Source organism: Streptomyces sp. NPDC005263 (assembly GCF_042872365.1).
Taxonomy (GTDB): Bacteria; Actinomycetota; Actinomycetes; order Streptomycetales; family Streptomycetaceae; genus Streptomyces.
The window spans coordinates 703,522-730,291 of sequence record NZ_JBIAKJ010000001.1 but is presented as its reverse complement, the minus strand read 5'-3'; the positions used below and the strand labels follow the sequence as shown (position 1 = coordinate 730,291).

At 72.2% G+C, this 26,770-nt stretch carries 26 protein-coding genes; 20 read left to right on the top strand and 6 right to left on the bottom strand.

Annotation, left to right across the window (positions count from 1 at the left end; all coding sequences use genetic code 11):
- Positions 1-43 precede the first annotated feature (43 nt).
- From ACFYRY_RS03380 to ACFYRY_RS03365, 4 genes are all read right to left on the bottom strand, one after another.
- Positions 44-1,207 carry an acyl-CoA dehydrogenase family protein gene (locus tag ACFYRY_RS03380; RefSeq protein WP_389139475.1) on the bottom strand — a complete coding sequence of 388 codons (1,164 nt, stop codon included), beginning with the start codon at positions 1,205-1,207 and terminating at the stop codon, positions 44-46.
- Positions 1,204-3,894 carry a putative PEP-binding protein gene (locus tag ACFYRY_RS03375; RefSeq protein ID WP_389139473.1) on the bottom strand — a complete coding sequence of 897 codons (2,691 nt, stop codon included), beginning with the start codon at positions 3,892-3,894 and terminating at the stop codon, positions 1,204-1,206. The genes ACFYRY_RS03380 and ACFYRY_RS03375 overlap by 4 nt, the downstream gene beginning before the upstream one ends.
- The gene (locus ACFYRY_RS03370; protein WP_389139471.1) at positions 3,891-4,523 is read right to left on the bottom strand and encodes a hypothetical protein; all 633 of its coding nucleotides are present in this window, start codon (positions 4,521-4,523) and stop codon (positions 3,891-3,893) included. The genes ACFYRY_RS03375 and ACFYRY_RS03370 overlap by 4 nt, the downstream gene beginning before the upstream one ends.
- A 148-nt stretch (positions 4,524-4,671) precedes the next feature.
- On the bottom strand, positions 4,672-5,496 hold the full coding sequence (locus ACFYRY_RS03365; protein WP_389139469.1) for an enoyl-CoA hydratase/isomerase family protein: 825 nt from the start codon (positions 5,494-5,496) through the stop codon (positions 4,672-4,674).
- Between the two features lie 181 nt (positions 5,497-5,677).
- On the opposite strand from ACFYRY_RS03365, the gene ACFYRY_RS03360 reads away from it, so the two are divergent.
- The 18 genes from ACFYRY_RS03360 (at position 5,678) to hypE (ending at position 22,868) form a co-directional block, all read left to right on the top strand.
- Positions 5,678-6,943 carry an acyl-CoA dehydrogenase family protein gene (locus tag ACFYRY_RS03360; RefSeq protein WP_389139467.1) on the top strand — a complete coding sequence of 422 codons (1,266 nt, stop codon included), beginning with the start codon at positions 5,678-5,680 and terminating at the stop codon, positions 6,941-6,943.
- Between the two features lie 189 nt (positions 6,944-7,132).
- Positions 7,133-7,447: a DUF6400 family protein gene (locus ACFYRY_RS03355; protein WP_389139466.1), complete on the top strand. Its 315-nt coding sequence runs from the start codon at positions 7,133-7,135 to the stop codon at positions 7,445-7,447.
- Positions 7,434-7,691 (top strand): hypothetical protein, encoded by a 258-nt coding sequence (locus ACFYRY_RS03350; protein WP_389139464.1) that lies wholly within the window; start codon positions 7,434-7,436, stop codon positions 7,689-7,691. The genes ACFYRY_RS03355 and ACFYRY_RS03350 overlap by 14 nt, the downstream gene beginning before the upstream one ends.
- Positions 7,692-7,883: 192 nt before the next feature.
- Positions 7,884-9,590 carry an enoyl-CoA hydratase-related protein gene (locus ACFYRY_RS03345; protein ID WP_389141042.1) on the top strand — a complete coding sequence of 569 codons (1,707 nt, stop codon included), beginning with the start codon at positions 7,884-7,886 and terminating at the stop codon, positions 9,588-9,590.
- A 134-nt stretch (positions 9,591-9,724) separates the two neighbouring features.
- Positions 9,725-10,813 (top strand): hydrogenase expression protein HypE, encoded by a 1,089-nt coding sequence (locus ACFYRY_RS03340; protein ID WP_389139462.1) that lies wholly within the window; start codon positions 9,725-9,727, stop codon positions 10,811-10,813.
- A gap of 83 nt (positions 10,814-10,896) precedes the next feature.
- Positions 10,897-12,681, top strand: a complete 1,785-nt coding sequence (locus ACFYRY_RS03335; protein WP_389139460.1) for a nickel-dependent hydrogenase large subunit — start codon at positions 10,897-10,899, stop codon at positions 12,679-12,681.
- On the top strand, positions 12,678-13,223 hold the full coding sequence (locus ACFYRY_RS03330) for a hypothetical protein (protein ID WP_389139458.1): 546 nt from the start codon (positions 12,678-12,680) through the stop codon (positions 13,221-13,223). The genes ACFYRY_RS03335 and ACFYRY_RS03330 overlap by 4 nt, the downstream gene beginning before the upstream one ends.
- Complete coding sequence (locus ACFYRY_RS03325) at positions 13,220-13,861, top strand: DUF5947 family protein (protein ID WP_389139457.1); 642 nt, start codon at positions 13,220-13,222, stop codon at positions 13,859-13,861. Before ACFYRY_RS03330 ends, ACFYRY_RS03325 begins: the two co-directional genes overlap by 4 nt.
- The gene (locus ACFYRY_RS03320; RefSeq protein ID WP_389139455.1) at positions 13,858-14,550 is read left to right on the top strand and encodes a DUF6084 family protein; all 693 of its coding nucleotides are present in this window, start codon (positions 13,858-13,860) and stop codon (positions 14,548-14,550) included. The genes ACFYRY_RS03325 and ACFYRY_RS03320 overlap by 4 nt, the downstream gene beginning before the upstream one ends.
- On the top strand, positions 14,547-15,977 hold the full coding sequence (locus ACFYRY_RS03315) for a hypothetical protein (protein WP_389139453.1): 1,431 nt from the start codon (positions 14,547-14,549) through the stop codon (positions 15,975-15,977). The genes ACFYRY_RS03320 and ACFYRY_RS03315 overlap by 4 nt, the downstream gene beginning before the upstream one ends.
- The gene (locus ACFYRY_RS03310) at positions 15,974-16,516 is read left to right on the top strand and encodes a hydrogenase maturation protease (protein WP_389139451.1); all 543 of its coding nucleotides are present in this window, start codon (positions 15,974-15,976) and stop codon (positions 16,514-16,516) included. Before ACFYRY_RS03315 ends, ACFYRY_RS03310 begins: the two co-directional genes overlap by 4 nt.
- Positions 16,517-16,529: 13 nt before the next feature.
- Positions 16,530-16,634, top strand: coding sequence for a DUF6893 family small protein (locus ACFYRY_RS03305; protein WP_389139449.1), 105 nt, complete (start codon positions 16,530-16,532; stop codon positions 16,632-16,634).
- 148 nt (positions 16,635-16,782) lie between these two features.
- A complete protein-coding gene (locus tag ACFYRY_RS03300) occupies positions 16,783-17,181 on the top strand; it encodes a hydrogenase maturation nickel metallochaperone HypA (protein WP_356766716.1) in 399 nt (132 codons plus the stop codon).
- Between the two features lie 3 nt (positions 17,182-17,184).
- Positions 17,185-17,961, top strand: a complete 777-nt coding sequence (gene hypB / locus ACFYRY_RS03295; protein WP_389139447.1) for a hydrogenase nickel incorporation protein HypB — start codon at positions 17,185-17,187, stop codon at positions 17,959-17,961.
- Entirely contained in the window at positions 17,958-20,333 is a 2,376-nt protein-coding gene (gene hypF, locus ACFYRY_RS03290) for a carbamoyltransferase HypF (RefSeq protein WP_389139446.1), read from the top strand. Before hypB ends, hypF begins: the two co-directional genes overlap by 4 nt.
- A gap of 30 nt (positions 20,334-20,363) precedes the next feature.
- Positions 20,364-20,669 (top strand): HypC/HybG/HupF family hydrogenase formation chaperone, encoded by a 306-nt coding sequence (locus ACFYRY_RS03285; protein ID WP_389139445.1) that lies wholly within the window; start codon positions 20,364-20,366, stop codon positions 20,667-20,669.
- On the top strand, positions 20,666-21,793 hold the full coding sequence (gene hypD, locus ACFYRY_RS03280) for a hydrogenase formation protein HypD (protein ID WP_389139443.1): 1,128 nt from the start codon (positions 20,666-20,668) through the stop codon (positions 21,791-21,793). Before ACFYRY_RS03285 ends, hypD begins: the two co-directional genes overlap by 4 nt.
- On the top strand, positions 21,786-22,868 hold the full coding sequence (gene hypE, locus ACFYRY_RS03275; protein WP_389139442.1) for a hydrogenase expression/formation protein HypE: 1,083 nt from the start codon (positions 21,786-21,788) through the stop codon (positions 22,866-22,868). The genes hypD and hypE overlap by 8 nt, the downstream gene beginning before the upstream one ends.
- Before the next feature lie 93 nt (positions 22,869-22,961).
- Here the strand turns inward: hypE and ACFYRY_RS03270 are convergent, their stop codons facing one another.
- Positions 22,962-23,336, bottom strand: coding sequence for a hypothetical protein (locus tag ACFYRY_RS03270; RefSeq protein WP_389139441.1), 375 nt, complete (start codon positions 23,334-23,336; stop codon positions 22,962-22,964).
- A 310-nt stretch (positions 23,337-23,646) separates the two neighbouring features.
- Here ACFYRY_RS03270 and ACFYRY_RS03265 point away from each other — a divergent pair, with 310 nt between their 5' ends.
- On the top strand, positions 23,647-24,816 hold the full coding sequence (locus ACFYRY_RS03265) for an acyltransferase family protein (protein WP_389139439.1): 1,170 nt from the start codon (positions 23,647-23,649) through the stop codon (positions 24,814-24,816).
- Positions 24,817-24,875: 59 nt separating this feature from the next.
- Positions 24,876-25,814 (top strand): phosphotransferase family protein, encoded by a 939-nt coding sequence (locus ACFYRY_RS03260; protein WP_389139437.1) that lies wholly within the window; start codon positions 24,876-24,878, stop codon positions 25,812-25,814.
- 52 nt (positions 25,815-25,866) lie between these two features.
- On the opposite strand, the gene ACFYRY_RS03255 is transcribed toward ACFYRY_RS03260, so the two are convergent.
- Positions 25,867-26,742: a GyrI-like domain-containing protein gene (locus ACFYRY_RS03255; protein ID WP_389139436.1), complete on the bottom strand. Its 876-nt coding sequence runs from the start codon at positions 26,740-26,742 to the stop codon at positions 25,867-25,869.
- Between the last annotated feature and the right edge of the window lie 28 nt (positions 26,743-26,770).

Here is a 26,770-nt window from a genome sequence, read left to right as displayed (position 1 = left end):
CCTGTCTCTTACCGGCCGCGGACTCGCGCCGGTGGGGCGCGGGCTACCAGCCCAGCAGCCCGGCGAGCCGTTCCCGGTGGTGTGTGGCGCCGCCCAGCAGCACGGCGTCGGACTGCGCGCGCCGGAAGTACAGGTGCGCGTCGTGCTCCCAGGTGAAGCCCATGCCGCCGTGCAGCTGCACGCACTCCGCGGCGACGGACGTGAACGCCTCGCCGCACCACGACTGAGCCACGGCCGCGGCCTCCGCGAGAGCCCCCGGGGACCCGGCCGCACGGACCGCGCGCACCACCGCGGACCGCGCCGACTCGACCTGGAGCAGCATGTCCGCGCAGGTGTGCTTGACCGCCTGGAAACTGCCGATCGCCCGGCCGAACTGCGTACGCTCCCGGACGTGCGCCACCGTCATGTCCAGCGCCGCCTGCGCCCCGCCCAGCTGTTCGGCGGCCAGCGCCACCAGGGCGGTGTCCAGGGCGCGGGTGACGACCTCCGTCCCCTCGCCCCCGGCGGTCAGCGCACGGGCCCGGACACCGGAGAACGTGACGACCGCCTGGCCGCGGCTGAGATCCAGAGTGGGCACCGGGCGGACGGTCACGCCCGGCTCGCACGGGTCGGCGAGGAAGAGGTCCACACCGTCAGGACCGGCGGCCGCGACCACCAGGGCCTCGGCGTCCGCCCCGTCCAGGACGAACGGCGCGGTGCCGTCGAGGACCGCGCCGCCGCCCCGCCAGGTGACCCCGACCGGCACGGCCTCCGGCCGCCACACCCCGTCGGGCGCGACCACGGCGAGCGCGTGCACCCGGCCGTTCGCCAGCTCCGCCAGTGACTTCGCTGCGGTACCGCAGCCGACCAGCACCTGACCGGCCAGCACGGTGGAGGACAGCAGCGGCACCGGTGCCAGCGTCCTGCCGAGTTCCTCACACACCACGGCGATCTCCGCGAGGCCCCCGACGCCGCCCACGGACTCCGGCAGCCCGAGAGCCGCGAGGCCCACCTGCCGGCCGAGGGTGCCCCACAGGCCGGCGTCGATACGGGGGAGGTGCTCGTCGAGGCGGCGCACCGCGGCGATGCCACCCGCGTCCGCGCACACCGAGCGCACGGTCTCGCGCAGATCCTCCAGTTCGGCCGCGGAGGCTTCCAAGGCAGCGGAGGCTTCGGACTCCGCGGGCATCTCGGTCGCTCCGCCCGCGCGATCGGTCACCGTCGTCATGTCGCCACCCCGTCCCGGTCGCTTTCGCTCCGGCTTCCGCTTCCGCTCCGGCTGTCGCTCCCGCTTTCGCGTCCGCGCAGCGCGCTGTGCGCCGCCGCCATCCGGGCGACCGGTACGCGGTGCGCGGAGCAGGAGACGTAGTCCAGCCCCAGGTCGTCGCAGAACGCGATCGACTCGGGGTCCCCGCCGTGCTCACCGCACACACCGAGCTTGATGTCCGGCCGTACGCTCCTGGCCTTCTCCACCGCGAGCGCGATCAGCGCGCCGACCCCGTGCGGATCGAGCCGGGCGAACGGGCTGGCGGTGAGGAACCCGCGCTCCTGGTACGAGGCGAGCACCTGCCGTTCCACGTCGTCCCGGGAGAACCCGTACGTGAGCTGGGTGAGGTCGTTCGTCCCGAAGGAGAAGAACTCGGCGTGCTCGGCGAGTTCCGCGGCCAGCAGCGCGGCCCGCGGAGTCTCGATCATCGTGCCCAGCCGGTACGGCACCTCCACCCCGGTGCGGGCGGCCACCGCCGCGGCGGCGTCGCGTACGAAGGTGGCGGCCGCCTTGAGTTCCTCGGGCAGGCTGACCAGCGGGATCATGACCTCCAGCTGGGGCGTGACCCCGGTCGCGGCGACCTCGGTCCAGGCGGAGAAGAGCGCCTCGGCCTGCGCCGGGTAGAGCCGTTCGTGCAGCAGCGCCAGACGTACGCCGCGCAGCCCGAGCATGGGGTTGGCCTCCCGCAAGGACGCGGCGCGCTGCTCCGCCCCCTCGTCGCCCGCCTCGCCGGGCGCGGGCAGGAACTCGTGCAGCGGCGCGTCCAGCAGGCGCACGGTGACCGGGCGGTCGCCGACCGCGGCAAGGAGTGCCTTGAAGTCCTCGTGCTGTGCGTGCTCCAGGGCGAGCAGTGCCTCCTCGCGGGCCGCCGGGTCGGCGGCCAGGATGACCCTGCGGATCAGCGGCAGCCGCTCGCCGAGGAACTGGTGTTCCGTACGGCACAGGCCCACACCCTCCGCGCCGAGGGCGACGGCGGTGTTCACCTCCGACGCGGTGTCGGCGTTGACCCGTACACCGAGCCGCCGCGCGCCGTCGGCCCACTCCAGCAGGGTGGACAGCTCCGGCGGCGGCCCGGCGACACTGATGCGCAGCGTTCCGGCGTAGACGGCGCCGGTGCGGCCGTCGAGCGACACCGGGTCGCCCTCCCGCAGCACCCGTTTTCCGATCCGCAGGGTTCCGGCCGCCCGGTCCACGCGCAGCCCCTCGGCACCGCAGACCGCCGGTTTCCCGGCGCCGCGCGCCACCACCGCCGCGTGCGAGGCGATACCGCCGCTGCCGGTCAGTACGGCGGCGGCGGCCAGCATTCCGGGGACGTCGGCCGGTGTCGTCTCGTGCATCACCAGGACGGCTGGCGTGTTCTCGGCGGCCAGCTCCAGGGCGCGTTCGCTGGACAGCGCGACGACGCCCGCGGCCGCCCCGGGGGACGCGGGCAACCCGCGTACCAGAAGGTCCTCGCCACCGGTCAGCCTCAGCTGCGGGTGCAGCAGCTCCTGCACCTGCGCGGGCCTGATCCGCCGTACCGCCTCCTCCTTGCCGAGCACCCCGTCCCGGGCCAGGTCCGCCGCCAGGCACACCGAGGCGCGCAACGGCGGGCGGCTGTGCGCCGTGGCGGCGAGCAGCGAGACCTCGCCGTCGCGCACCTCGAAGTCGACGGAGACCGGCGCGTGCAGATGGCGCTCGAGGGTGAGCAGCGAATGCTCCAGCAGCGTGGTGCCCGCGGCGAGCTTCTCCAGCGGTTCACCCGTGTGCGGGGGCGGCGCGCTTCGGCGTACGCCCCGGAAGAACGCGCCCTGGGCGGAGAAACGGCCCGTCTCCGGGTGCCGGCTGACCGCGGTGCCGTAACCGGAGCGGTCCGCCGGACCGATGCGCAGCGCCTGTACGTGCAGGGCGACACCCAGGTCGGGGGCGAGCCGCTGGGCCCGGCGCGACCTTCTGGCGCGCGGTGAGTCCCAGCGGGCCAGCATCGCCCGGGCCGCCAGCGCGAGTTGCTGCGCCGGGTCGTCCGGGAAGGGCCGCTCGGCGTGCTGTGCGACGAGGGACAACAGTGCCTCGACCCGGGCGCGGGGCTCGGGTGCGTCGAGGAGAGCGTCGTCCAGCAGCGCGGCCGGTACGTCGAGGGCGTACTCCGCGATCATCCGGACGGTGGCCGCCCACACCTCGTACAGCGCCTCCGCGCGGCCGATGACGGCGCACAGGTCGTCGGCGCTGTCCGGGGTGACGCCGAGACAGGCGAGGTCGGGCGGCAGTCCGGCGACCTCGCTCGGCGCGCTCGCCGACAGGCGCAGCAGCAGCGGCCGGGCCGGGTCCCCGATCCGGCGTCCGGACAGCTGCTCCACGAGGTCGACGGCCGCGCGGGCGGTGCCGGGCTCGCCCAGCGCGGACGCGGAGCCCGCGGGCACGGTCAGCCCGGGGACCACCGGCAGCCCGAGGGCCACCAGCCGGTCCATCGCGACGCCGTGCGTGCCCAGCTCGTCCGCGTCGAGTCCCCGGATACGGCCCTGGCCGTACGGCACCAGGGCGAGGCCGGGGGCCTGTGTCTGAGTGGGGTCCTGGACCGGGGCAGGGCCCGGGACCTGAGTGGTGTCCCGCGACTGCGTGGTGTCCTGGGGCCGGCCGATCGCGCCCGCCCGGCCGTCGGTGACGCTCAACCCCGGCTCCTTCGGACCAGCTCCTCCTCGAGGGCCTCGTCCTCGGTCCGGCTGACGCCCAGGACCAGCAGCAGCTCCTGGTGGAGCCGCATCCAGACGGTGTGGTACGAGTCGCACAGGGGCGAGGCCAGCCATTGGGCCTCACCGTCGTCGAACCGGTCGAGCGCCTCCTCCAGGCCGACGAGATACCGGCCGCTGCCCGCGAGCAGCCGCTCCAGCCTGCGCAGCACCGGCTGGATGGCCTCGTGGACGTCCTCCAGCATCTCGCGGACCTCGGCGTCGTAGACGCTGTCGGTGTGGTCGTTGACGCTGCCGTCGGGGCGGCACTGCCAGGCCGTGCAGACCTCGCGGACCTGCCTGTTGACCGGCAGGAACGCCTCGTAGACCGCGGTGATCCGGTCCTGGAGCTCGGAGCCCGGCGGGACCCGCAGCAGTTTCGCGGCGGCGCTCTTGGCGTACTCGGTGGGCAGCACCAGCTGGCCCTTCACCATGGCGAGGCCCGCGTCGACCAGGGGGTGGTAGCGGGATTCCGGCTCACCGCGCCACATGCCGCGCAGGACGAGGTCGACGACGGCATCGGTGAGGGAATGGTCGAGAGCGTCTGTCCGCTCCGCGGCAGCAGAATGCATCTCCACTCCTTCTCTGTGGGGCGCGGACTCAGGCCGCGCGGCGACGGTTGCCGGGTCGCAGGGACTGCGCTCGGTGGTGCGAGGCAGGGAACTGCGATCTGTGTTGCCCGGAGGTTACGCTCAAGCCCCCCTGTTAGTGAAGAGGTACTCAAGAAACACTTTGCGGCTCCTGGGGTGCCGTCCGCTCGGCGGACCCCCGGCCGCGGGACCGCGCGGCGAGAAACGCGGCCATCGCGTCCTGGGCCTCGGCGCCGCCCGCCAGGGTGGCGATGGAGTGCGCCTCCGCGGCGAGGTGTTCGCCGAGCGGTGCCTCGGCGCCCGCCCGCAGCAGCGCCTTCGCGGCCCGTAGCGCGGCGCCGGAGCCGGCGGCCAGCTCGGTGGCCGTCCGGTGGGCGGTGTCGTCGAGTTCGTCGTCCTCCACGACCCGGGACACCAGCCCCCATCGCTCGGCGTCCTCGCCGGTCAGGACCCGGTTGGTGAGGATCAGGTCCGCTGCCCGCCGGGGCCCCAGCAGGCGCTGCAGGATCCAGGAGGCGCCACAGTCCGGGGTGAGCCCGATCGCCGTGTACGCCAGCCGGAAGCGCGCCGAGCGGGCCGCCACGACGAGGTCGCCCGCCAGGGCCAGCCCGACCCCGCCGCCCGCCGCCGCCCCGCGCACGGCGCTCACCACCGGGACGGGCAGCGCGTGCAGTGCCTGTACGGCCTCGTGCGCGGCGTCGGCGACCGCCTGGACGTAGGAGGCGGTGTCCGCTCCCCGCCCGGCGAAGGCGCGCAGGTCACCGCCCACGCAGAAGTTCCCGCCCGTCGCCCGCAGGAGCACCGCCCCGCCGGGGTCCGCGGTGACGTGGACGGCCGCGTCGCGCAGGGCCTCGGCGGTGGTGAGGTCGAGGGCGTTTCCACGTGCGGGGTCGTCGAGCAGCAGCTCCACGACCCCGTCGGCATGGCGGACGACCCGGACCGGCTGGGTGCTCATCGGAGATCTTCTCCCCTCGTCGGAACGGCCGTTTCCCCCTCGGGAACGGCGCTCACATACTGGACCCGCCCTACAGTTTCGGCAATGGCCGGTTCGCGTTGTCGGCGGGGATTGGCTCGCCGTCGGGACTTCTCTGTCAGCTGGGGTCAAAAGATACTTGATTCGTTGTACAGTTTCCGCGATGCGGCGGGCACTGGCGCCCGTTCGCCTGTCGGCGGGAGGAACCGTGCCGATCCAGTTCGATGTCGATCCGTCAGTCGCCCGGCTCGCCGAGGCCACCGCCGAGTTCGTCCGCGAGGTGGTCATCCCCGCCGAGCGCGAATGCGGCGGGTCCGTCCACGACGCCCCGCGGGCCCTGCGCGAGGCCCTGCAGCAGGGGGCCCGCGAGGCGGGCGTGTTCGCGCCGCACGTCCCCGAGCGGTGGGGCGGGCACGGGCTCGACCTGCGCGGACAGGCGGTGGTGTTCGAAGCCGCCGGGTACTCGGTGCTCGGCCCGCTGGCGCTGAACTGCGCGGCCCCGGACGAGGGCAACATGCACCTGCTGGAGAAGGTGGCCACCGAGGAGCAGCAGGCCCGCTATCTCCGCCCGCTGGCGGCCGGTGACTTTCGCTCCTGCTTCGCGATGACCGAGCCCGCGCCGGGCGCCGGCGCCGACCCCCGCGCCCTGCGGACCACGGCGGTGCGTGTCCCCGGGGGCTGGCGCATCGACGGGCGCAAGTGGTTCATCACCGGGGCCGACGGCGCCGACTTCACCATCGTGATGGCCCGCACCGACGGCAGCCCCGGCGGTCCGGGCGGCGCCACCATGTTCCTCGTCGACGGCGGCAACCCGGGTATGCGCGTGGTCAGGAACATCGACACGCTGGACGAGAGTCTCTTCGCCGGACACAGCGAGGTCGTGTTCGAGGAGTGCGTGGTCGGCGAGGGGCAGGTGCTCGGCCAGGTGGACCGCGGCTTCGAGAACGCCCAGGTCCGCCTCGGTCCCGCCCGGCTGACGCACTGCATGCGCTGGCTCGGGGCCGCGCGGCGCGCCCGGGACGTCGCCCTGGAGCGGGCCGGGACCCGCGAGGCCTTCGGCTCGCTGCTGGGGGACCTCGGCATGGTGCAGCAGATGCTGGCCGACTCCGAGATCGACATCGAGGCGAGCCGGGCGCTGATCTGGCGTACCGCCTGGGAGTTGGACAACGGCTCCGCGAGCGCCGGACAGTTCTCGTCGGTGTCCAAGGTCTTCGTGGCGGAGGCCGTGGGCCGGATCGTGGACCGGGCGGTGCAGATCTGCGGCGCGCTGGGCATCTCCGCGGAGGACGCCCCGCTGGCGCGACTGATCAGGGAGGTGCGGCCGTTCCGGATCTACGACGGCCCGTCCGAGACCCACCGGTTCGCCATCGCCCGCCGCGCCGTGAAGCCGTACCGCCGACCGCGTCAGACCGGATCCGGCGGCTCCTGACGGAGCGTGGACCGGCTGCTTCCGCCGCATGACTTTCTTTACGTCTCATACAGTTAAATCAAGGGGGAAGATCACGAGATACCGTGCGGTACGGGAGGTTTCCCCCCAGCCCGTACGGCTTCCGGAGGACTGTGACTTCCCCCACCTGCCCTTGCCGGGGCGAGCGGGGCTTACCTAACGTTCGGTCGCATGTCCCCCCATGGTCGCGCCCATCCCGGCGAACCGGACGAACCCGCTGAGGCGCACATGCCTGCGGCGGACCGACCTGACGCCCTCCCCACAGTCGATCTGGCCATCGACCTGAGCTCCCACGAACTGCTCAGGCGCGTTCATGTCCTGGACGCCCTCGGCCCCGACTGGGACCCCGTCGCCGCGCTGCACGGCGAGGAAGCGGCGTACGAGCTGCTGTACTCCGGCCTCGACGCGGAACAGCAGCGGGTGTACGACGAGCTGGTCTCGGCCGGTGTGCTGCCGCGGAGAGGGGGCGGACGTGCTGCCGCTTGACCCGCAGGCCGACATCGGGCGTCGCGCCTGGGTGGCCTGCCCCAACTGCGACGACCGGCGCGGGTGCGACACCTGCGAGCAGGGCCGCACCTGCTCCGAGCACTGGCGTTACCTGCTGTCCAACGTCGGCAGCCTGCTCCACCTGCAGTGCCGCTCGTGCACCCACATCTGGACACACGAGACCCACTTCGGTGCCACCCGCTCCCCGTGGCAGCGCGTCACCAGCGGCCTGCGACGACAGTGATCCCCTGACGACCGCCGACCCGATGAACGGGTCGTCTCTCCCGCGGCCATGACCGGTGAGGCCGGACGGCGGATCGGTACCCCGCTTTTCGGATGACCTCACCGTCCGTCGTCGAGGACGGCGGCCCTTCCTGGCGGACGATCGCGGTCGGTGGCCATCCCCTGCCAGCCGTTCGTCCGCCCGGAGGCAGCCGTGCACATCCTGATCCTGGCCAGCGCGTTCAACAGTCTCACCCAGCGCGCCCACGCCGAGCTGCGCGACCGCGGCCACACCGTGGCGGTGGAACTCGCCCTTCCCGGCCATCCGCTGCCGGACGCCGTACGGCGGCACGCACCGCAGCTCATCGTGGCGCCGATGCTGAAGACGGCGATCCCCGAGGAGGTGTGGGCGGCGTACACCTGCCTCATCGTCCATCCGGGGCCGGTGGGCGATCGCGGGCCGTCCTCCCTGGACTGGGCGATTCACGAGGGCGCCGACCGCTGGGGTGTCACCGTCCTTCAGGCCGACGCGGAGATGGACGCCGGCGACGTGTGGGCCTGCGTACCGTGCCGGGTCCCCCCGGTCTCCAAGAGCGAGCTGTACCGCGGTGAGATCGCCGACGCCGCGCTCGAAGCCCTCCTGCTCGCCGTGGAACGCTACGCCGCCGGAACCCACGTACCGCTCAAGCAGGACGCGTCAGCAACATCCGACGCCCCTCTGCGCCCGCGCCCCTACCTCGACCAGAGCGTCCGGCGGATCGACTGGGCCGAGGACCCCACTCGGACCGTCCTGCGCAAGCTGAGAGCGGCGGACTCGCAGCCCGGCGTGCTGGATGTGCTGCTCGGCGGTGAGTGGTATCTGCACGGCGGCCACCCCGAGAGCGTGCTGCGCGGCCGCCCGGGCGAACTGCTCGCCACCCGGGCCGGGGCCATCTGCCGGGCCACCACGGACGGCGCCGTGTGGATCCCGGAGCTGCGGCCCAGGCGCGCGCCCGGGCAGCCGCCCACGTTCAAACTGCCCGCCGTGCGTGCCCTGGGCGACCGGCTGCCGCCGCTGCCCGAACACAACCTGCCCCCGCTGCCCGCACCGCGGCATGAGACCTGGACGGACATCCGCTACCGGGAGGACGGGAACGTGGGCTTCCTCTCCTTCTCCTTCCCCGGCGGCGCGATGAGCACCGACCAGTGCCGGCGTCTGCTGCACGCCTACCGTCAGGCGTGCACGCGTCCCACCTCGGTGCTGGTGCTGGGCGGCGAACGCGACTTCTTCTCCAACGGGATCCACCTCAACGTCATCGAGGCCGCCGACGACCCCGCCGCCGAGTCCTGGGCGAACATCAACGCCATCGACGACCTGGTCGAGGCCGTCCTGACGACGACCGACCGCCTGGTGGTCTCCGCGGTCGCGGGCAACGCCGCGGCGGGCGGGGTGATGCTCGCCCTCGCCGCCGACGAGGTGTGGTGCCGCTCGGGCGCCGTGCTCAACCCCCACTACCGTCTGATGGGCCTGTACGGCTCGGAGTACTGGACTCACACCCTGCCGCGCAGGGTGGGTCCCGCGACCGCCGAACGGCTCATGCGTGAGGCCCTCCCGGTGAGCGCGGCCGGCGCACTGAGCCTCGGCCTCGTCGACCGGGTCGTCGACCGCGGCCCTGAAGCGTTCGCACCGGAGGTCGGCGAACTGGCCGCGCGGCTGGCGTCACACCCGGCCACGGCGTCACGGATCACCGCGAAGAAGACGGCGCTGGACCGGCTGGAGAGTACGACCCCGCTGGCCGGCTTCCGGGCGCGGGAGCTGACCTGGATGCGCCGGACCTTCGACGACCCGAACGCCCCGTATCACGCCCTGCGCCGTTCCTTCGTCCACAAGGAGCGGCCCCAGGGCACCCCGCCGCACCTCGCTCGCACCCCGTTCGCCTGACCGGCCCGACCCCCTCCGCCGCTGTCACCGGAACGGCCCTCGATGACGTCTCGTCACAGCCGAACCCCTGATACGAAGAAGAGCGACGGCCGAAATGCAGGCCTTCATCCCTTACCTCCCCGGGAGGCGGTCCCATGACTGAGGCGACGCCGGACACGGTCGGCGCTGCGGACGCGGACGGCGCGCTCGCCGACGAGACACCCACGATCCACATCCTCTGGATCAACGCGGGGCTGAGTTGCGACGGCGACTCGGTCTCGTTGACGGCCGCCATGCAGCCCAGCATCGAGGAGATCGTGCTCGGTGTCCTGCCCGGTCTGCCGAAGATCGCCGTCCACTGGCCGCTCATCGACTTCGAGTGCGGTCCGATCGGCGGCTCGGACACGTTCATCGAGTGGTTCTTCAAGGGAGAGCGGGGCGAGATCGACCCGTTCGTGCTGGTGGTCGAGGGCTCCATCCCCAACGAGGCGATCAAACCCGAGGGCTACTGGTGCGGCTTCGGCGACAACCCGGAGACCGGTCAGCCGATCACCACCAGCGAGTGGATCGACCGGCTCGCCCCGAAGGCCCTGGCGGTCGTCGCCATCGGTACCTGCGCCACCTACGGCGGCATCCACGCCATGGCGGGCAACCCGACCGGCGCGATGGGTGTTCCGGACTACCTCGGCTGGGACTGGAAGTCGCACGCCGGCATCCCCATCGTGTGCGTCCCCGGCTGCCCGATCCAGCCCGACAACTTCTCCGAGACGCTCACCTATCTGCTCTACCAGGCGGCCGGCGCCGCCCCGATGATCCCGCTGGACGACAAGCTGCGCCCGACCTGGCTGTTCGGGGCCACCGTGCACGAGGGCTGCGACCGCGCGGGCTACTACGAACAGGGCCAGTTCGCCCTCTCGTACGACTCGCCGACCTGCCTGGTCAAGCTCGGCTGCTGGGGCCCGGTCGTCAAGTGCAACGTGCCCAAGCGCGGCTGGATGAACGGCATCGGCGGCTGCCCCAACGTCGGCGGCATCTGCATCGCCTGCACCATGCCCGGATTCCCCGACAAGTTCATGCCGTTCATGGACGAGCCTCCCGGCGCCAAGGTGTCCAGCGGCACCAGCGGTGCGTACGGCACCGTGATCCGCAAGCTGCGGTCGATCACCGCGAAAACGGTGGACAAGGAGCCCAAGTGGCGCCGCACCGGAGACAAGATCACCACCGGATACCGACCCCCCTGGTGAGCTTTCGCCGCAGGTGATCCGCTCCCCGCTTCGTGCACCCCCCCCCACGAACCTCCCCGCGCAACGAAGGGCACGGCACACAGATGGCACCGAAGACGAAGGCGGCCGGCGACGGCAGCGGCCTGGTGGAAATGGCCTGGGACCCGATCACCCGGATCGTGGGCAGCCTCGGCATCCACACCAAGATCGACTTCAAGCAGAAGCGGGTCGCGGAGTGCTACAGCACCTCGTCGGTCTTCCGCGGCTACAGCGTCTTCATGCGCGGCAAGGACCCCCGCGACGCCCACTTCATCACCAGCCGCATCTGCGGCATCTGCGGTGACAACCACGCCACCTGCTCGGTGTACACGCAGAACATGGCGTACGGCGTGAAGCCCCCGCACCTCGCCGAGTGGATCATCAACCTCGGTGAGTCCGCGGAGTACATGTTCGACCACAACATCTTCCAGGAGAACCTGGTCGGGGTCGACTACTGCGAGAAGATGGTCAAGGAGACCAACCCGGGCGTCCTCGAACTCGCCGAGCGCACCGAGGCCCCGCACGCGGGCGAGCACGGCTACCGCACCATCGCCGACATCATGCGCTCGCTGAACCCCCTGGAGGGGGAGTTCTACCGCGAGGCCCTCCAGGTCAGCCGCTACACGCGGGAGATGTTCTGCCTGATGGAGGGCCGCCACGTCCATCCCTCCACGCTCTACCCGGGCGGCGTCGGCACCATCGCCTCCGTACAGCTCTTCACGGACTACCTCAGCCGGCTGATGAAGTACGTGGAGTTCATGAAGCGCGTCGTGCCCCTGCACGACGACCTGTTCGATTTCTTCTACGAGGCACTGCCCGGGTACGAGGAAGTGGGCCGCCGCCGGGTCATGCTCGGCTGCTGGGGCGCGCTCAACGACCCCGAGTACTGCGACTTCACCTACGCCAACATGACCGACTGGGGCCGGCGCATGTTCGTCACCCCCGGCATCATCGTCGACGGCAAACTCGTCACCAACGACCTCACCGAGATCAACCTCGGCATGCGCATCCTGCTGGGCAGCTCCTACTACGAGGACTGGCAGGGCCAGGAACAGTTCGTCACCCACGACCCGCTCGGCAACCCGGTGGACCCGCGCCACCCGTGGAACCAGCACACCATCCCCGCCCCGCAGAAGCGGAACTTCGACGACAAGTACAGCTGGGTCATGTCGCCACGCTGGTTCGACGGCAAGGACCACCTCGCCCTGGACACCGGCGGCGGCCCCATCGCCCGCCTCTGGTCGACCGCCCTGTCCGGCCTCGTCGACACCGGGTACGTGAAGGCGACCGGCCACAGCGTCGTCATCAACCTGCCCCGCACCATGACCAAGCCGGAGACCCGCTTCGAGTGGAAGATCCCGAAGTGGAGCAACGCGCTGGAACGCAACCGCGCGCGCACCTACTTCCAGGCCTACACCGCCGCCGTCGCACTGCACTTCGCGGAGAAGGGCCTCGAGGAGGTCCGGGCCGGCCGGACCCAGACCTGGGAGAAGTTCGAGGTACCGGACGAGAGTATCGGGGTCGGCTTCACCGAGGCGGTCCGCGGTGTCCTCTCCCACCACATGGTGATCCGCGACGGCAAGATCGCCAACTACCACCCGTACCCGCCCACCCCCTGGAACGCCAGCACCAGGGACACCTTCGGCACGCCGGGCCCGTACGAGGACGCCGTGCAGAACACGCCCATCTTCGAGGAGAACACCCCGGAGAACTTCAAGGGCATCGACATCATGCGCGCGGTCCGCAGCTTCGACCCCTGTCTGCCCTGTGGCGTTCACATGTACCTCGGGGACGGCAAGACGGTGAAGTCGATGCACGTGCCCACCGGCCTGAGCGGACTGGGCGGATGAGCGCGAGCACGGCCGCCGTGCCGGTGAGCGCGGAGCAGACCGGACGCCGGGTCGAGGAGGTCCTGGAACGGCTGACCGCGAGCGGCGACCCGGCCGCCGCCGCGGCGGCCGAGGAACTCGTACGGTCCCTCATGGACTTCTACGGCGCCGGTCTGGCCCGCATCCTCCACCTGCTGTCCGCCGCCCCCGGCGAACCGCCGGTGGCACTCCTCGGTGACGAACTCGTCGCGAGCCTGCTGGTCCTGCACGAGCTGCACCCCGAGGACCGCGACACCCGCATCGCCCGGGCCCTCGACAGCGTCCGCGAACACGCCTTGGACGTCGTGGACTTCGACGAGGACAGCGGCACCCTGACGCTGCGGGCCCGGGAGGCCGGCGGCTGCGGTTGCGGCTCCGGGCCCGGAGCGGCAGCGGGCGCCCGGGAAGCCGCCGAGGCGGCGCTCGCCTGCTTCGCACCGGAGGTCAGCACCGTCGACGTACAGGCCGCTCCCGCGGCGCCCACCCTGCTCCAGATCGGCACGGCACCGGCGGGGGCCCGATGACGGCGTCCCCGGCGACGCGCACACCGGGCCTGCGGAGGTTCCTCACCGAGAGACCTCCGCGGCCCGAACGGTGCGAACTGTGCGCCGTGACGGTGGAGGCGGACCACCGGCATCTCGTCGACACCGACAAACGCGCCCTGGTCTGCGCGTGCGCCCCCTGCGCGCTGCTGATGGAGCAGCCGGGCGCCGCCGCGGGCCGCTTCCGCACGGTCCCGGCCCGCTACCTCACCGACCCCGCACACCACCTCGACGACAGCGCCTGGGAGGCGCTGCAGATCCCGGTCGGCGTCGCCTTCCTCTTCCGCAACGCGGCACTCGACCGGCTGGTCGCCCTGTACCCGAGCCCGGCCGGAGCCACCGAGAGCGAACTCGATCCGGCCACCTGGACGGCGGTCCTCGGCGACAGCCGCCTCGCCGCACTGCTCGAACCCGACGTGGAGGCGCTGCTGCTGCGCCGCACCGACGGCCACGGCGAGTGCCACCTGGTCCCCATCGACATCTGCTACGAACTCGTCGGCCGGATGCGCCTGTTGTGGCAGGGCTTCGACGGCGGGGCCGAGGCCCGCGCCGCCCTGGACGCGTTCTTCGCCGACGTCACGCGACGCGCCCGGCCCGTGGGCGAGGCGGTGCGGCCGTGACCGAGTTCTCCTTCGCCTGCACCGGCGTCCGCGCCGACCGGTACGCCGCCGGACCGACCCTGGTCTTCCGGCTGCGCGTCACCGCCGCCGACAACGCCCGCGTGCACGCCCTCGCGCTGCGCTGCCAGATCCGCATCGAACCCGCCCGCCGCACCTACGACCCGGCCGAGGCCGACGGCCTGGGGGACCTCTTCGGCGAGCGCGCACGCTGGGGCAGCACCCTCAAGCCGGTGCAGTTCGCGCAGGTCTCGCTCATGGTCCCCGGGTTCACCGGGGAGACCGACGTCGACCTCGTCGTGCCCTGCACCTACGACTTGGACATCGCCGCGACCCGTTACCTCGCCGCGCTCACCGGCGGTGAGGTTCCGCTGCTGATGCTGTTCTCCGGTACGGCGTTCACCGGAGCCGGCGGTTTCCAGGTCGAACCCGTCCCCTGGGACCGGGAGGCGGGCTTCGGGATGCCGGTCGCCACCTGGCGGGAGATGGTCGAGCAGCACTTCCCCGGATGCGGCTGGATCCGGCTGCCGCGCGACACCATGGACGCCCTCCTCGCCTACCGCTCCCGGCACGCGCTGCCTTCCTGGGAGGCGACCCTCAAGGCCCTGCTCGACGACAGCGGTGCCGCGGACCCGCCCCGCAAGGACCCGCTGCGCGCACTCACCGGCACCACCGGAAGGACCCGACCGTGACCGCGCCCGCGTTCGCGCCCCAGACCGAGGAACGGTTCGCCCTCGCCCGGCAGGTGGCCGACGCGGTCCTCTTCGAAGGCTATGTGCTCTACCCGTACCGCGCCTCGGCCGCCAAGAACCGGCTGCGCTGGCAGTTCGGGGTGCTCGTGCCGCCCGCCTGGGGCGCCGACTGCGAGGAACACGACTTCCAGCACACCGAGTGCCTGATGGAACCGAAGGCGGGGGCCACCCTCTCGGTCGAGGTGCGCTTCCTGCACGCCCGCCGGCGCACGGTACAGCGGCTCCGCCCGGACGGCGGCTACGAGACGGTGCCCGAGCTCCGCCTCGAAGACCGGGTGCTGGTGCCCTGGGACGAGGGCGAGGAGGAGCGCGTCGAGGTGGTCGCGTCGGTGGACGAGCTCCTCGGCGACGGCGTCACGCATCCCTTCCGACGCCCCGCCCGGGAGGACACCGCACCCGTTCTGGACGCGGCCGGCCGCACCGTCGGCCGACTGGTCCGGCGCGGAGAGGAGATCAGCGGGACGATCCGGCTGTCCGCCGGCGAGATCGACGGCCCCTACCGGACCCTGCGGCTGACCGCCGTGGTGGAGAACACCAGCGACTGGACACCTCCCGGCGGCAGGGGCGCCGACCGGGACGCGGCGCTGCCGCACTCCCTGGTGGCCACCCACACGCTCATGGCCCTCAGCGCCGGGTCGTTCCTGTCGATGACCGATCCCCCCGAGTGGGCGAAGGCCGCGGTCGCCGGCTGCCGCAACCTGCACACCTGGCCCGTACTCGCCGGCGAACCCGGGCGCGCCGACCTGGTGCTGTCCTCGCCGATCATCCTGGAGGACCATCCGGCCATCGCGCCGGAGAGCCCCGGCGCGCTCTACGACGCCACCGAGATCGACGAGATCCTCGCGCTGCGCACCGCGGCCCTCACCGACGAGGAGAAACGCGAGGCCCGCGGCACCGACGAGCGGGCGGCCGCCGTGATCGACCTGGCGGACTCGATGCCGGCCGAGGTCCTGGAACGTCTGCACGGTGCGGTGCGCAGCCTGCGCGAGGTGACCGGCCCGGGCCCCGCCACCGAGGACGGCGGCTTCCCCGACGAGCACGGAGTGCGGCGGCCCGACACCCCCTGGTGGGACCCGGCGAGCGAGGCGGGCTTCGACCCGGAGCGCGACCGGGTGGACGTGGACGGCCGGTCGGTGGGCAGGGGCAGCCGCGTCGAGTTGCGCCCGGGCCTGCGGCGCACCGACGCGCAGGACATCTTCCTGCGGGGCCGCACCGCGACGGTCGAGGCGGTGCTGCACGACGTCGACGGCCAGGTGCACCTGGCGGTCACGGTCGACGGCGACCCGGGCGCCGACATCCGCCGCGAGCAGGGACGGTACCTGTACTTCCAGCCCGACGAGGTCACACCGCTGGAGGACGACGCATGAACCCCTCCCCGCAGTCGGGCCCCAGGGTCCTGGTGGCCGGCATCGGCAACATCTTCCTCGGGGACGACGGCTTCGGCGTGGAGACCGCCCGCCGGCTCGCCGAGCGCGAGATGCCCGGACACATCGAGGTCGTGGACATCGGGGTGCGCGGGGTGCACCTCGCGTACCAGCTCCTGGACGGCTACGACACCCTCGTCCTGGTGGACGCCACGGCACGCGGCGGAGCTCCCGGCACGCTGTACGTGATCGAACACGACCTCGGCGAGAGCGCCTCGCCCGCCGCCCACGCGCTGGACGGTCACCGGATGACCCCCGACGCCGTGCTGGCGCTGCTGGGCACCCTGTGCGCCGGGACCGGCGCCGAGCCACCACGCCGTGTCCTGGTCGTCGGGTGCGAACCGGCCTCGGTGGAGGAGGGCATCGGTCTCAGCGCGCCGGTCTCCGACGCCGTACCGGAGGCTGTCCGGCTGATCGAAGAGCTGCTGCGGGACGGCGAGCCGCCCCGGGCGCAGGCCTCAACCGCTGAGGCCTCGACATGAGGAGAGAGACGGGATGAAGAAGATCGTCATCGGTGGAGCGGCTTTCGCCGCCATGGTCGCCGTCGCCGTCGAGGTGTTCCCCGACGTGCGGCGCTACCTGCGCATCCGACGGATGTGAAGGGTGGCCGCGACCGGTGCGCCGCGCGGTTGCGTCGAACGGCGTACCCGCCGGCCGGTCACGGCGTGCCGGGCCGTGCGGCCCGGCCGCACAAGCCTCTAATGAAATCCGACCGGAGGCAGGCCGCGCACGGAAGGACGCCAGACCCATGCACGAGATGTCCGTCGCGCTGGCCGTCGTCGACCAGGTGGCAGAGGCCGCCGCGCGGGCCGGCGACGTCACGGCGGTGCGATCGGTACGACTCCAGGTGGGCGAACTGGCCGGTGTGGTACCCGACGCGCTCGCCTTCTCCTTCGAACTGGCCTGCGCCGGAACCCTGCTGGAAGGCGCCGAACTGGTCACCGAAGCGGTGCCGGGGCGGGCCCGCTGCACGCCCTGCGCACACGACTGGGCCGTCGGCATGCCACCCCGGCTGACCTGCCCCGAATGCGGCGGCACGCGGACCGACCTGCTGACCGGCCGGGAGCTGCAGATCATCGACGTGCAATGGGAGGACGGCGGCCTCCCGCACGCGCCCACCCGCGAACCGATCTCCGAGGAGCGCTGAACCATGTGTCGTGTCGTCGACCTGCGCCAGGCCGTACTCGCGAAGAACGACGCGAGCGCCGAGGAACTGCGCGCCCACCTCACGGCCCGAGGCACCGCGGTCGTCAACCTGCTGTCCAGCCCCGGCAGTGGCAAGACCGCGCTGCTGGAGCAGGAGCTGCTGCGGGCACGCGAGCGGTCCGTTCCGGTCGCGGCGCTGAGCGCCGACCTGGCCACCGAGAACGACGCGGCCCGTCTCGCGCGTTCGGGCGTCCCGGTCAAGCAGGTGCTCACCGACGGACTCTGTCATCTTGAGGCGGGCATGCTCGCCGGGCACCTGGACGGGTGGCTGCCCGACGACACACGGCTGCTGTTCGTGGAGAACGTCGGCAACCTGGTCTGCCCGGCCTCCTACGACCTGGGGGAGACCCTGAGGGTCACCCTCGCCTCCGTGACGGAGGGCGAGGACAAGCCGCTCAAGTACCCCACCGCCTTCGGCCTCGCCCACCTGGTGGTGGTCACCAAGACCGACATCGCCGAGGCCGTCGGGTTCGACGAGGCCGCGTTCCGCGCGAACGTGGAGCAGGTCAACCCGGGAGTCGAGGTGGTCCTGACCTCGGCGCGCCGGGGGCAGGGAGTCGGCGCGCTGCTCGACAGGGCGCTGGCAGCCGCGGACGGCGCACCCCTCCACGCGCCGGTCATGGCCCGGCTGCCCCAGCACCACGGGCACACGCACGAGCCCGACGGTCACCCGCACACGCACCCCGAGGCCACCGGCACGATGGCCCACACCCCCTCGTGAGCGGTCCGCAGGCCCCGGCCGCCGTCGCCGAGGACACCCCGCGACGCCGCCGGGTGACCGTCCGCGGAGTGGTGCAGGGGGTCGGCTTCCGGCCCTACCTGTACGGCCTCGCCACCGAACTCGCCCTGGCCGGACACGTGACCAACACGCCCGAAGGCGTCGTCGCGGAGGTCGAGGGCACCGCCGCGGCCGTGGCCCGGTTCTGCGACCGGATCGCCGCCCAGGCACCCCCGCTGGCCCGCGTGGAGTCCGTCCACCACCGGGAGGTTCCCCCGGCCGGCGGGACCGCGTTCACCATCCTCACCTCCCGCACCGACGGACCGGCCCGCACCCTGGTCTCCCCGGACTGCGCCACCTGCGCCGACTGCCTCGCCGAGCTGTCCGACCCGGCGGACCGCCGGTACCGCCACCCGTTCGTCAACTGCACCCACTGCGGCCCGCGCTTCACGATCGTCACCGGCGTGCCGTACGACCGGGCCCACACCACCATGGCCGGCTTCGCGATGTGCGCCGACTGCGCCCGGGAGTACGCGGATCCGGCCGACCGCCGCTTCCACGCGCAGCCGGTCGCCTGCCCCGCGTGCGGGCCGCGTCTGCGGCTGCTGGCCCCGCGGTCCGAGCACCTCACGGGGGCGGACCCGGTCGACGACGCCCGCGCCCTGCTGTCCGCCGGCGCGATCCTCGCCGTGAAGGGTCTGGGCGGCTACCACCTGGCGTGCGACGCCACGAACGAGTCGGCGGTCGCCCTCCTACGACGCCGCAAGGCACGCGGCGACAAGCCGTTCGCCCTCATGGCCAGGACCGCGGACGACGTACGTCACCTCGTCCGGCTGAGTCCCGAGGAGCGGAACCTGCTCGAAGGACGGGCCAGACCGGTCGTCCTGCTGCGGAGGCGTACGCACCCGTCGTCCACCGCCGGGGACCCGAGGCCCGCCGAGGCCGTCGCGCCCGGCAGTCCCGACCTCGGGGTGATGCTGCCGTACACGCCCCTGCACCATCTGCTGCTCGGCCTGCCCGGCGACCCGGACGAACCCCGGCTGCTCGTCATGACCAGCGGCAACGTCTCCGGGGAGCCCATCGTCACCGACGACCCCGAGGCGTTGGAGCGGCTCGCGCACCTGGCCGACGCCTGGCTCACCCACGACCGGCCGATCCACGTCCCGTGCGACGACTCCGTGGTCCGCGTCTGCGACGGGGAACCGCTGCTGATCCGCCGCTCCCGTGGATACGCGCCACTGCCGCTCTCCCTCCCGGTGCCGGTGCGGCCGGCCCTCGCCGTCGGCGGGGACCTGAAGAACGCCTTCTGCCTCGGGGAGGGCCGCCGGGCATGGCTGTCGGCGCACATCGGCGACATGGACGACGTCGGTACACAGTGGGCCTTCGAACGCGCGACGGCACAGCTGGAGTCCATCACGGGGGTGCGGCCCGAGACGCTGGCGTCCGACCGGCACCCCGGCTACCGCTCCGCCCGGTGGGCCGACCGGAACGCGGCGCACCGGCCCGTGGTGCGGGTCCAGCACCATCACGCGCACGTCGCCGCCGCGATGGCCGAGCACGGCCTCGACGGCACCCGGGCGGTGATCGGCGTCGCCTTCGACGGCACCGGCCACGGCGACGACGGCGCCGTGTGGGGCGGGGAGTTCCTGCTCGCGGACTACGACCGCTTCACCCGGTTCGGGCACCTCGGGTACGTTCCGCTGCCCGGTGGCGACGCCGCGGTCCGCCGGCCGTACCGCATGGCGCTGGCCCATCTCAGGGCGGCCGGGATCGACTGGTCCGCCGACCTCGCCTGTACGGCCGCCTGCCCTCCCGACGAACTTCGCTTGCTGGAACGGCAGTTGGAGCGCGGCCTGAACTGTGTTCCCACGTCCAGCATGGGTCGGCTCTTCGACGCCGTGTCCTCTCTGGCCGGGGTGTGCCACCGCGCCGGATACGAGGCGCAGGCCGCCGTCGAGCTGGAGGGCGCGGCTGTGCTCGCACCCGCCGAGGACACCACCGCGTACGCCTTCGCCCTGCACACGTCAAAGGAGAGCGGGGACGGCGCGGTGCGGGCCGATCCGGCACCCGTACTCGCGGCGATCGTCGGTGATCTGCGCGCAGGCGTCGGGACGGCCCTGGTCGCGGCTCGTTTCCACCGGGCCGTGAGCGGCCTGGTGCACAGGATCTGCGCGCGGGCCCGGGAGCGGCACGGACTGGACACCGTCGCCCTGACCGGCGGCGTCTTCGCGAACACGCTGCTCTCCTCTGCCTGCGCCACCACCCTGCGCGAGGACGGCTTCACGGTCCTGCGGCACCACCTGGTGCCGCCGGGCGACGGCGGCCTGGCCCTGGGCCAGTTGATGGTGGCCGCCCGGACCACTCCCACCGACTGACCACGCGCGACCCACAGCGAGGAGAGGCTCATGTGCCTGGCGGTACCCGGCAGAGTGCTGGACATCGAGGAACGGGACGGCACCCGGATGGCCACCGTCGACTTCGGCGGCGTGGTCAAGGAGGTGTGCCTGGAGTACCTGCCCGACCTCCAGGTCGGCGAGTACGCCATCGTCCACGTCGGCTTCGCCCTGCAACGGCTGGACGAGGAGTCGGCACGACACACGCTCGAACTTTTCGCCGAACTCGGCCTGCTGCAGGAGGAGTTCGGCGACCCCTGGGAAGCGGCGGCGGCGGAGACGGGTTCGGACCCGGTGGAAGAGGTGCACAACCGGTGAAGTACATCGAAGAGTTCCAGGACCCGGAGCTGGCGCGTCGGCTCCTCGACGACATCCACGCCACCGTGACCAGGCCGTGGGCGCTGATGGAGGTGTGCGGAGGGCAGACACACAGCATCATCCGGCACGGCATCGACCAACTCCTGCCGGATGAGGTCGAGTTGATCCACGGACCCGGTTGTCCGGTGTGCGTGACCCCGCTGGAGGTCATCGACAAGGCCCTGGAGATCGCCTCCCGGCCGGAGGTGATCTTCTGCTCCTTCGGCGACATGCTGCGCGTGCCGGGCACCGGACGGGACCTGTTCCAGGTCCGCGGGGAGGGCGGTGACGTCCGTGTCGTCTACTCGCCGCTCGACGCGCTGCGGATCGCGCGGCAGAACCCGGACCGCGAGGTGGTGTTCTTCGGCATCGGCTTCGAGACCACCGCACCACCCAACGCCATGACGGTCCATCAGGCCCGGAAGCTGGGCATCGGGAACTTCAGCATGCTGGTGTCCCACGTCCGGGTACCCCCGGCCATCGAGGCGATCATGTCGTCGCCGAGCTGCCGGGTGCAGGGCTTCCTCGCGGCCGGGCACGTCTGCAGCGTGATGGGCATGGGGGAGTACCCGGAACTGGCGGAACGCTTCCGGGTTCCGATCGTCGTGACCGGCTTCGAGCCACTGGACATCCTCGAAGGGGTGCGCCGGGCCGTCCGCCAGCTGGAACGTGGTGAGCACACCGTCGACAACGCCTACGCCCGTGCCGTCCGCCCGGAGGGCAACCCGGCCGCCCGCGCCATGCTGGAGGACGTCTTCGAGGTCACCGACCGTGCCTGGCGCGGCATCGGGGTGATCCCCGACAGTGGCTGGCGGCTGTCGTCGGCGTACCGCGACCACGACGCCGAGCACCGCTTCTCGGTCGAGGGCATCCGGACCGAGGAACCGGCCGAGTGCCGCAGCGGCGAGGTCCTGCAGGGACTGCTCAAGCCGCACGAGTGCGAGGCCTTCGGCACCCTGTGCACCCCCCGCACCCCGCTGGGAGCCACCATGGTCTCCAGCGAGGGCGCCTGTGCCGCGTACTACCTCTACCGGAGGCTGGACATGCCCGCCACCAAGGCCCGGGAGGCGACCCCCGTTGTCTGACACCACCGATCTGCCCGCCCCCGCCGCCCTGGACGTCGAAGGGTGGACGTGTCCGGCGCCCCTGCGTGAGAGGCCCCGCGTCGTCATGGGCCACGGCGGCGGTGGGGTCCTCTCCGCCGAACTGGTCCAGCAGATCTTCGCGCCCGCCTTCGGGGGCGAGGTGCTCGCCCAGATGGGTGACGCCGCCGTGCTGTCCCTGGGCGGTGCCCGGCTGGCGTTCTCCACCGACTCCTATGTGGTGCGGCCGCTGTTCTTTCCCGGCGGCGGGATCGGCGACCTGGCGGTCAACGGCACCGTCAACGACCTCGCCATGAGCGGTGCCCGTGCCGCGTACCTGTCCTGCGGGTTCATCCTGGAGGAGGGCGTCGAGCTGGATGTGGTCACGCGGGTGTCCGAGGCGCTGGGGGCGGCCGCGCGCGCCGCCGGCGTGGAGGTGGCCACCGGGGACACCAAGGTGGTGGAGGCCGGACACGGCGACGGGATCTACATCAACACCGCGGGCATCGGTCTGGTCCCGGCGGGCGTCGATCTGCGTCCGCAGCGGGTCGTCCCCGGCGATGTCGTGATCGTCAACGGTGCCATCGGCCTGCACGGGGTGGCGGTCATGAGCGTGCGTGAGGGCCTGGAGTTCGGAGTGGAGATCAAGAGCGACTGCGCGCCGCTCGGTGGCCTGGTCGACGCCATGCTCGCCGTCACCCCGGATCTGCACGTGCTGCGCGACCCCACCCGGGGCGGTCTGGCAGCCTCGCTCAACGAGATCGCGCAGGCCTCCGGCACCGGGGTGGTGATCCGGGAACGCGAGGTCCCGGTCCCACCGGCCGTGGCCAATGCCTGCGCCATCCTCGGCCTGGACCCCATGTACATCGCCAACGAGGGCAAGCTGGTCGCCTTCGTCCCGCGTGAGCACGCCGACGCGGTCCTCGACGCGATGCGGGCCCATCCGCTGGGGGCGGACTCCGCGATCATCGGTGAGGCCGTCGAGGAACACCCCGGCATGGTCGTGGCCCGGACCGGCCTCGGGGGAACCCGGGTGGTCGATCTGCCGATCGGGGAGCAGCTGCCGCGGATCTGCTGACAGGGGTGTCGCTCGCCGAGGACCGGGCCGTCCGCGCCCCGAACAGCGGTCAGGGCCCCTCCGGCACGATCCGCCGGACAGGCCCTGACCAGGTCAGCGCTCGGACGGCGGGTCCTGCGGGTCCACGCCGGACTTGGCGGAGGCGTCCCTGGTGCCGCTGGGCCGCTGGGAACGGCCCTTGCGTCCGGTGTCCCGCTTCCCTTTCTCGTCCGCGTCGCCGTATTCCTCGCCGCGCGCACTGCGACTCTCGACCGTGTCGCCGGGAACGGACTTCTTCTCCTCCGCGGACTTCCGCCGGCCCGGACCCTTCTCGCCGGCCTCCTCCGCACGGAAGGAGCGGCGGGCGCTCGGGTTGTCCTGCTGCCGCGTCTCATCCACGTCGGGCGACCAGCCGTGCTGGCCGGTCCCCTTGTGGCGGCTGGGGCCCTTTCCGTGCGGTGGCTCGGACGAAGGGGATTTCTTGGGCATGGTCCGACCTGCCTGTTCATGGTCAGTGGGGGGACGCACGATCGCGCGTCGCCATGACAGGTCAATTATCCCTTATCGCGAAATTCCGAGCATGTCGTGACTATTCCTGTTCTGTCGTAGATGTCCACCATCTAGGTCGCGGCACCCGGCGGCCGGAAAGCGGTGCTGAACCTGTGGGGAGCATGAGAATGTGTGTGCCGTCCACCATGCCCGGGCAGACGCGGCCCTTATGAGTACCCCCCACCGGAGCACGGTAGACAAACCCGCGGAGCAGAGCCCGGCCGGGCGAGTGGTGCCCCCCTTCGTCCCCATGCCGGCGCCACGGCGCAGAAGCGGCGGACGGGGCTTCTCGTCGGCGCTGCGCGGTGGGCGGGTGGCCGGGCTCGACGGATTGCGGACGGTCGCCGTGGTGCTGGTGATCGTCTATCACCTGGAGCCGGACGCCGTGCCCGGAGGCTCGGTGGGCGTGGACGTCTTCTTCACGATCAGCGGGTTCGTCATCACCCGGCTGCTGCTCGCCGAGTACGCCCGTACCGGCCGCGTCGACCTGCGGTCGTTCTACCGTCGGCGCTGGCTGCGGCTGGGGCCGGCCATGCTGGTGATGTGCGCGGTCACCGCCCTGCTCTCGGTGGCCCTGCCGCTGCCGCTGTTCGACGGGGCGTGGGTGGCGGCGGCGCTGGCCGCGACCTCCGTGGTCAACCTCGTACGAGCCGGGGAGCCCGGACCCTACTCGGACCTCACGGCGCCGCTCAGCCACACCTGGTCGCTGGGAGTGGAGGAACAGTTCTATCTGGCCTGGCCGCTTCTGCTGCTGGTGCTGCTGCGGAACGCGACGGCGCGGACCGTGCTGGGCTGGGTGGCGGCGCTGTGCGTCCTGCCGGTGCTCTGGCGGACGGCGCTGTGGGATCCCACGGCGGCGCACCGCATATACAACGGCCCCGACACCCGCGCCGACCAGCTCCTCGTGGGGGCGCTGCTGGCCGTCGTCCTGGCCCGACTGCGGGCCGACGATCCCCGGCTGGCGCTGTTGCGTCGTTGGGCGGGACGACTGTGCTGGCCCGCGCTCGCGCTGCTGGGGCTGATCGCCTGGCAGGTCCCGATCACCGAGGCGAGCGGCTGGAACCCCGTGTGGTTCACGGTCGGGTTGCTGGCCGCCGCGGTTCTGTCGGCCGTGGTGGTGGCCGCGCTGGAGCTGTGCCCTCAGGCGTGGCCCTCCCGGTTGCTGTCCGTTTCCGCGGCGGTGTGGGTGGGGCGCAACCTCAGTTATGGGATGTACCTGTGGCACTACCCCGTCATCAGGTTGCTGTCCGACCTCGGCGTGCAGGGCGGCCGGTTGCTTCCCGCCGGGTTGGCGGCGACGGTCGCGGCGGCTCTCGCCTCGTACGTCCTCGTCGAACGGCCCTTGTCCCGACGTGACCGCTTCCGCGTGCGACGACCGCTGGAGCCGGTCGCCGCCCCGGCGCGTCCACCAGCCCTGTGACCAGCCACCGTGAGGCATATTCACGTGACAGACGGGGCGAGGGGAACTGTACTTCCCCCGTGGTCGACTACAGGCAACAGCACAGCGCGGACTGGCTCCGTCACTTCGCACACCGCGGACATCACGGGGCCCGACCCCTGGCAGCCGGGGTCGAGGGCGCCGTCTACTGGCTCGACGAGGGCACGGTCGCCAAAGTCTGGAGCGGCAGACCACCGGCCGACCTCCCCTTGACCCGACAGGTGTACGCGGACCTCGCTCGCCGCCTCTTACCCTTCGCCACACCGGACATCCTCGAGGTCGAGGAACACGAGGGCGTCCTCGTCACCTACGAACGTGCCCTGCCGGGATCACCCTTCGGCCAGGACACACCGGTCCGACCCGAAGAACGCGACGTGCCCGCTGAGGAGACCGACGCTCTCCTCACGGTCCTGCGCGGACTGGCCACCGTCCCGGGCACCGAGGCCATGCGACAGCTCACCGTCCAAGGTGACGACCGCCCACTCTGGGCGGGCCACACACGCTTCCCGGACGCCCTCGCCGGCCTCGTCCAACGCGCCCTACGCCGCCACGGCAATGTGCTCGACGCCCATGTCACCGACCTTTCCGCAAAGGTCGCACGAGCCGTCCAGTCACTGAAAGCGCTGCCCGACACCGCCGTCACCGTCATCCACGGCGATCTCGTGCCGCCCAACCTGCATGTCGACGACCGGGGTCGCCCGGTCGCCCTCCTCGACTTCGGCTTCTTCACCACAGCGGGCGACCCCGCCTTCGAGGCCGCCGTCACCGCTGCCATCTGGGACATGTACGGGCCGCACGCCGAGCAGCGCACCGCCGCCCTCACCCGGCTCTTCGCCACCGAGCTGCACCACGACCCGGGCACCCTGGCGCTCTACCAGACGGTCTACGCCCTCACCACCTACGACTTGTTCAGCTCCGACGGCAGCGACGGCCACTTCCGCTGGTGCGCCGCCCTCCTCAATCGCGGGCCAGGCAGATAACCGTGTGCCGCTAGCCGCTAGCCGCTAGCCGCTAGCCGCTAGCCGCTAGCCGCTAGCCGTTCCGGCCGTGCTCGGGCTCCACCGGGAGCCACAGTTCGGCGTCGGCCTCGGTCTTCTCCGGCGACAGACGGGTGCGCAGGATCTCGGGGCCGGCGCGGGTGCGGTACGGGTTCGACGGGAACCACTCGGTGAACACGTCCCGCCACAGCTCCTGGATGGCCCGCGGTACCGGCCCGGAGGTGGTGAACACCGCCCAGGTGCCGGCCGGGACCGTCAACGTGGTCGTGCCCTCCGGAGCGGCCGCGGAGGTGATCACGCCGTGGTGGTAGTCGAGTTCGGTGCCCTCGGCGCGGCTGGGGTCCAGATCGTCGCAGACCGCGACGATGCCGTGCGGCTCCTGGTCCGACAGCTTCTCCAGCTGCTCCATGGTCCGCGGGTCGATCCCCCGGACGAAATTCATGATCGCCTGGTTCGGCCCCGAATGCACCAGCGGCACCCGGGCCTTGAGCCCGACGACGGTGAAGTCCCCCCTGTCCACGACGCGGTACCGCATGGTGCTGCTGCCTTCGACGGTGAGGCGGAAGGCCATCCGGGACTGGGAGTTGAGGGCGGCTCCGGTACGCCGGGCCTCGCCCGGTCCGATGCCGTGCATGGCACGGAACGCCCGCGCGAACGCCTCGCCGGAGCCGTAGCCGTAGCGCACCGCTATCTCCAGCAGCGTCCCACGCCCCGCGAGTACCTCGGCGCCCGCGAGGGTGAGCCTGCGGCGCCGGATGTACTCCGACAGCGGCATGCCCGAGAGCGCGGAGAACATCCGGCGCAGGTGGTACTCCGAGGTGCCCGCGAGGCGTGCCAACTCCGCCACCTCGACGGCCTGGTCGAGATGGCCCTCGATGTGCTCCATGGCCTGGTTCAGCCGCTCCAGCATGCCCGGCCCCCTCCCTCTTCCCTCTCCA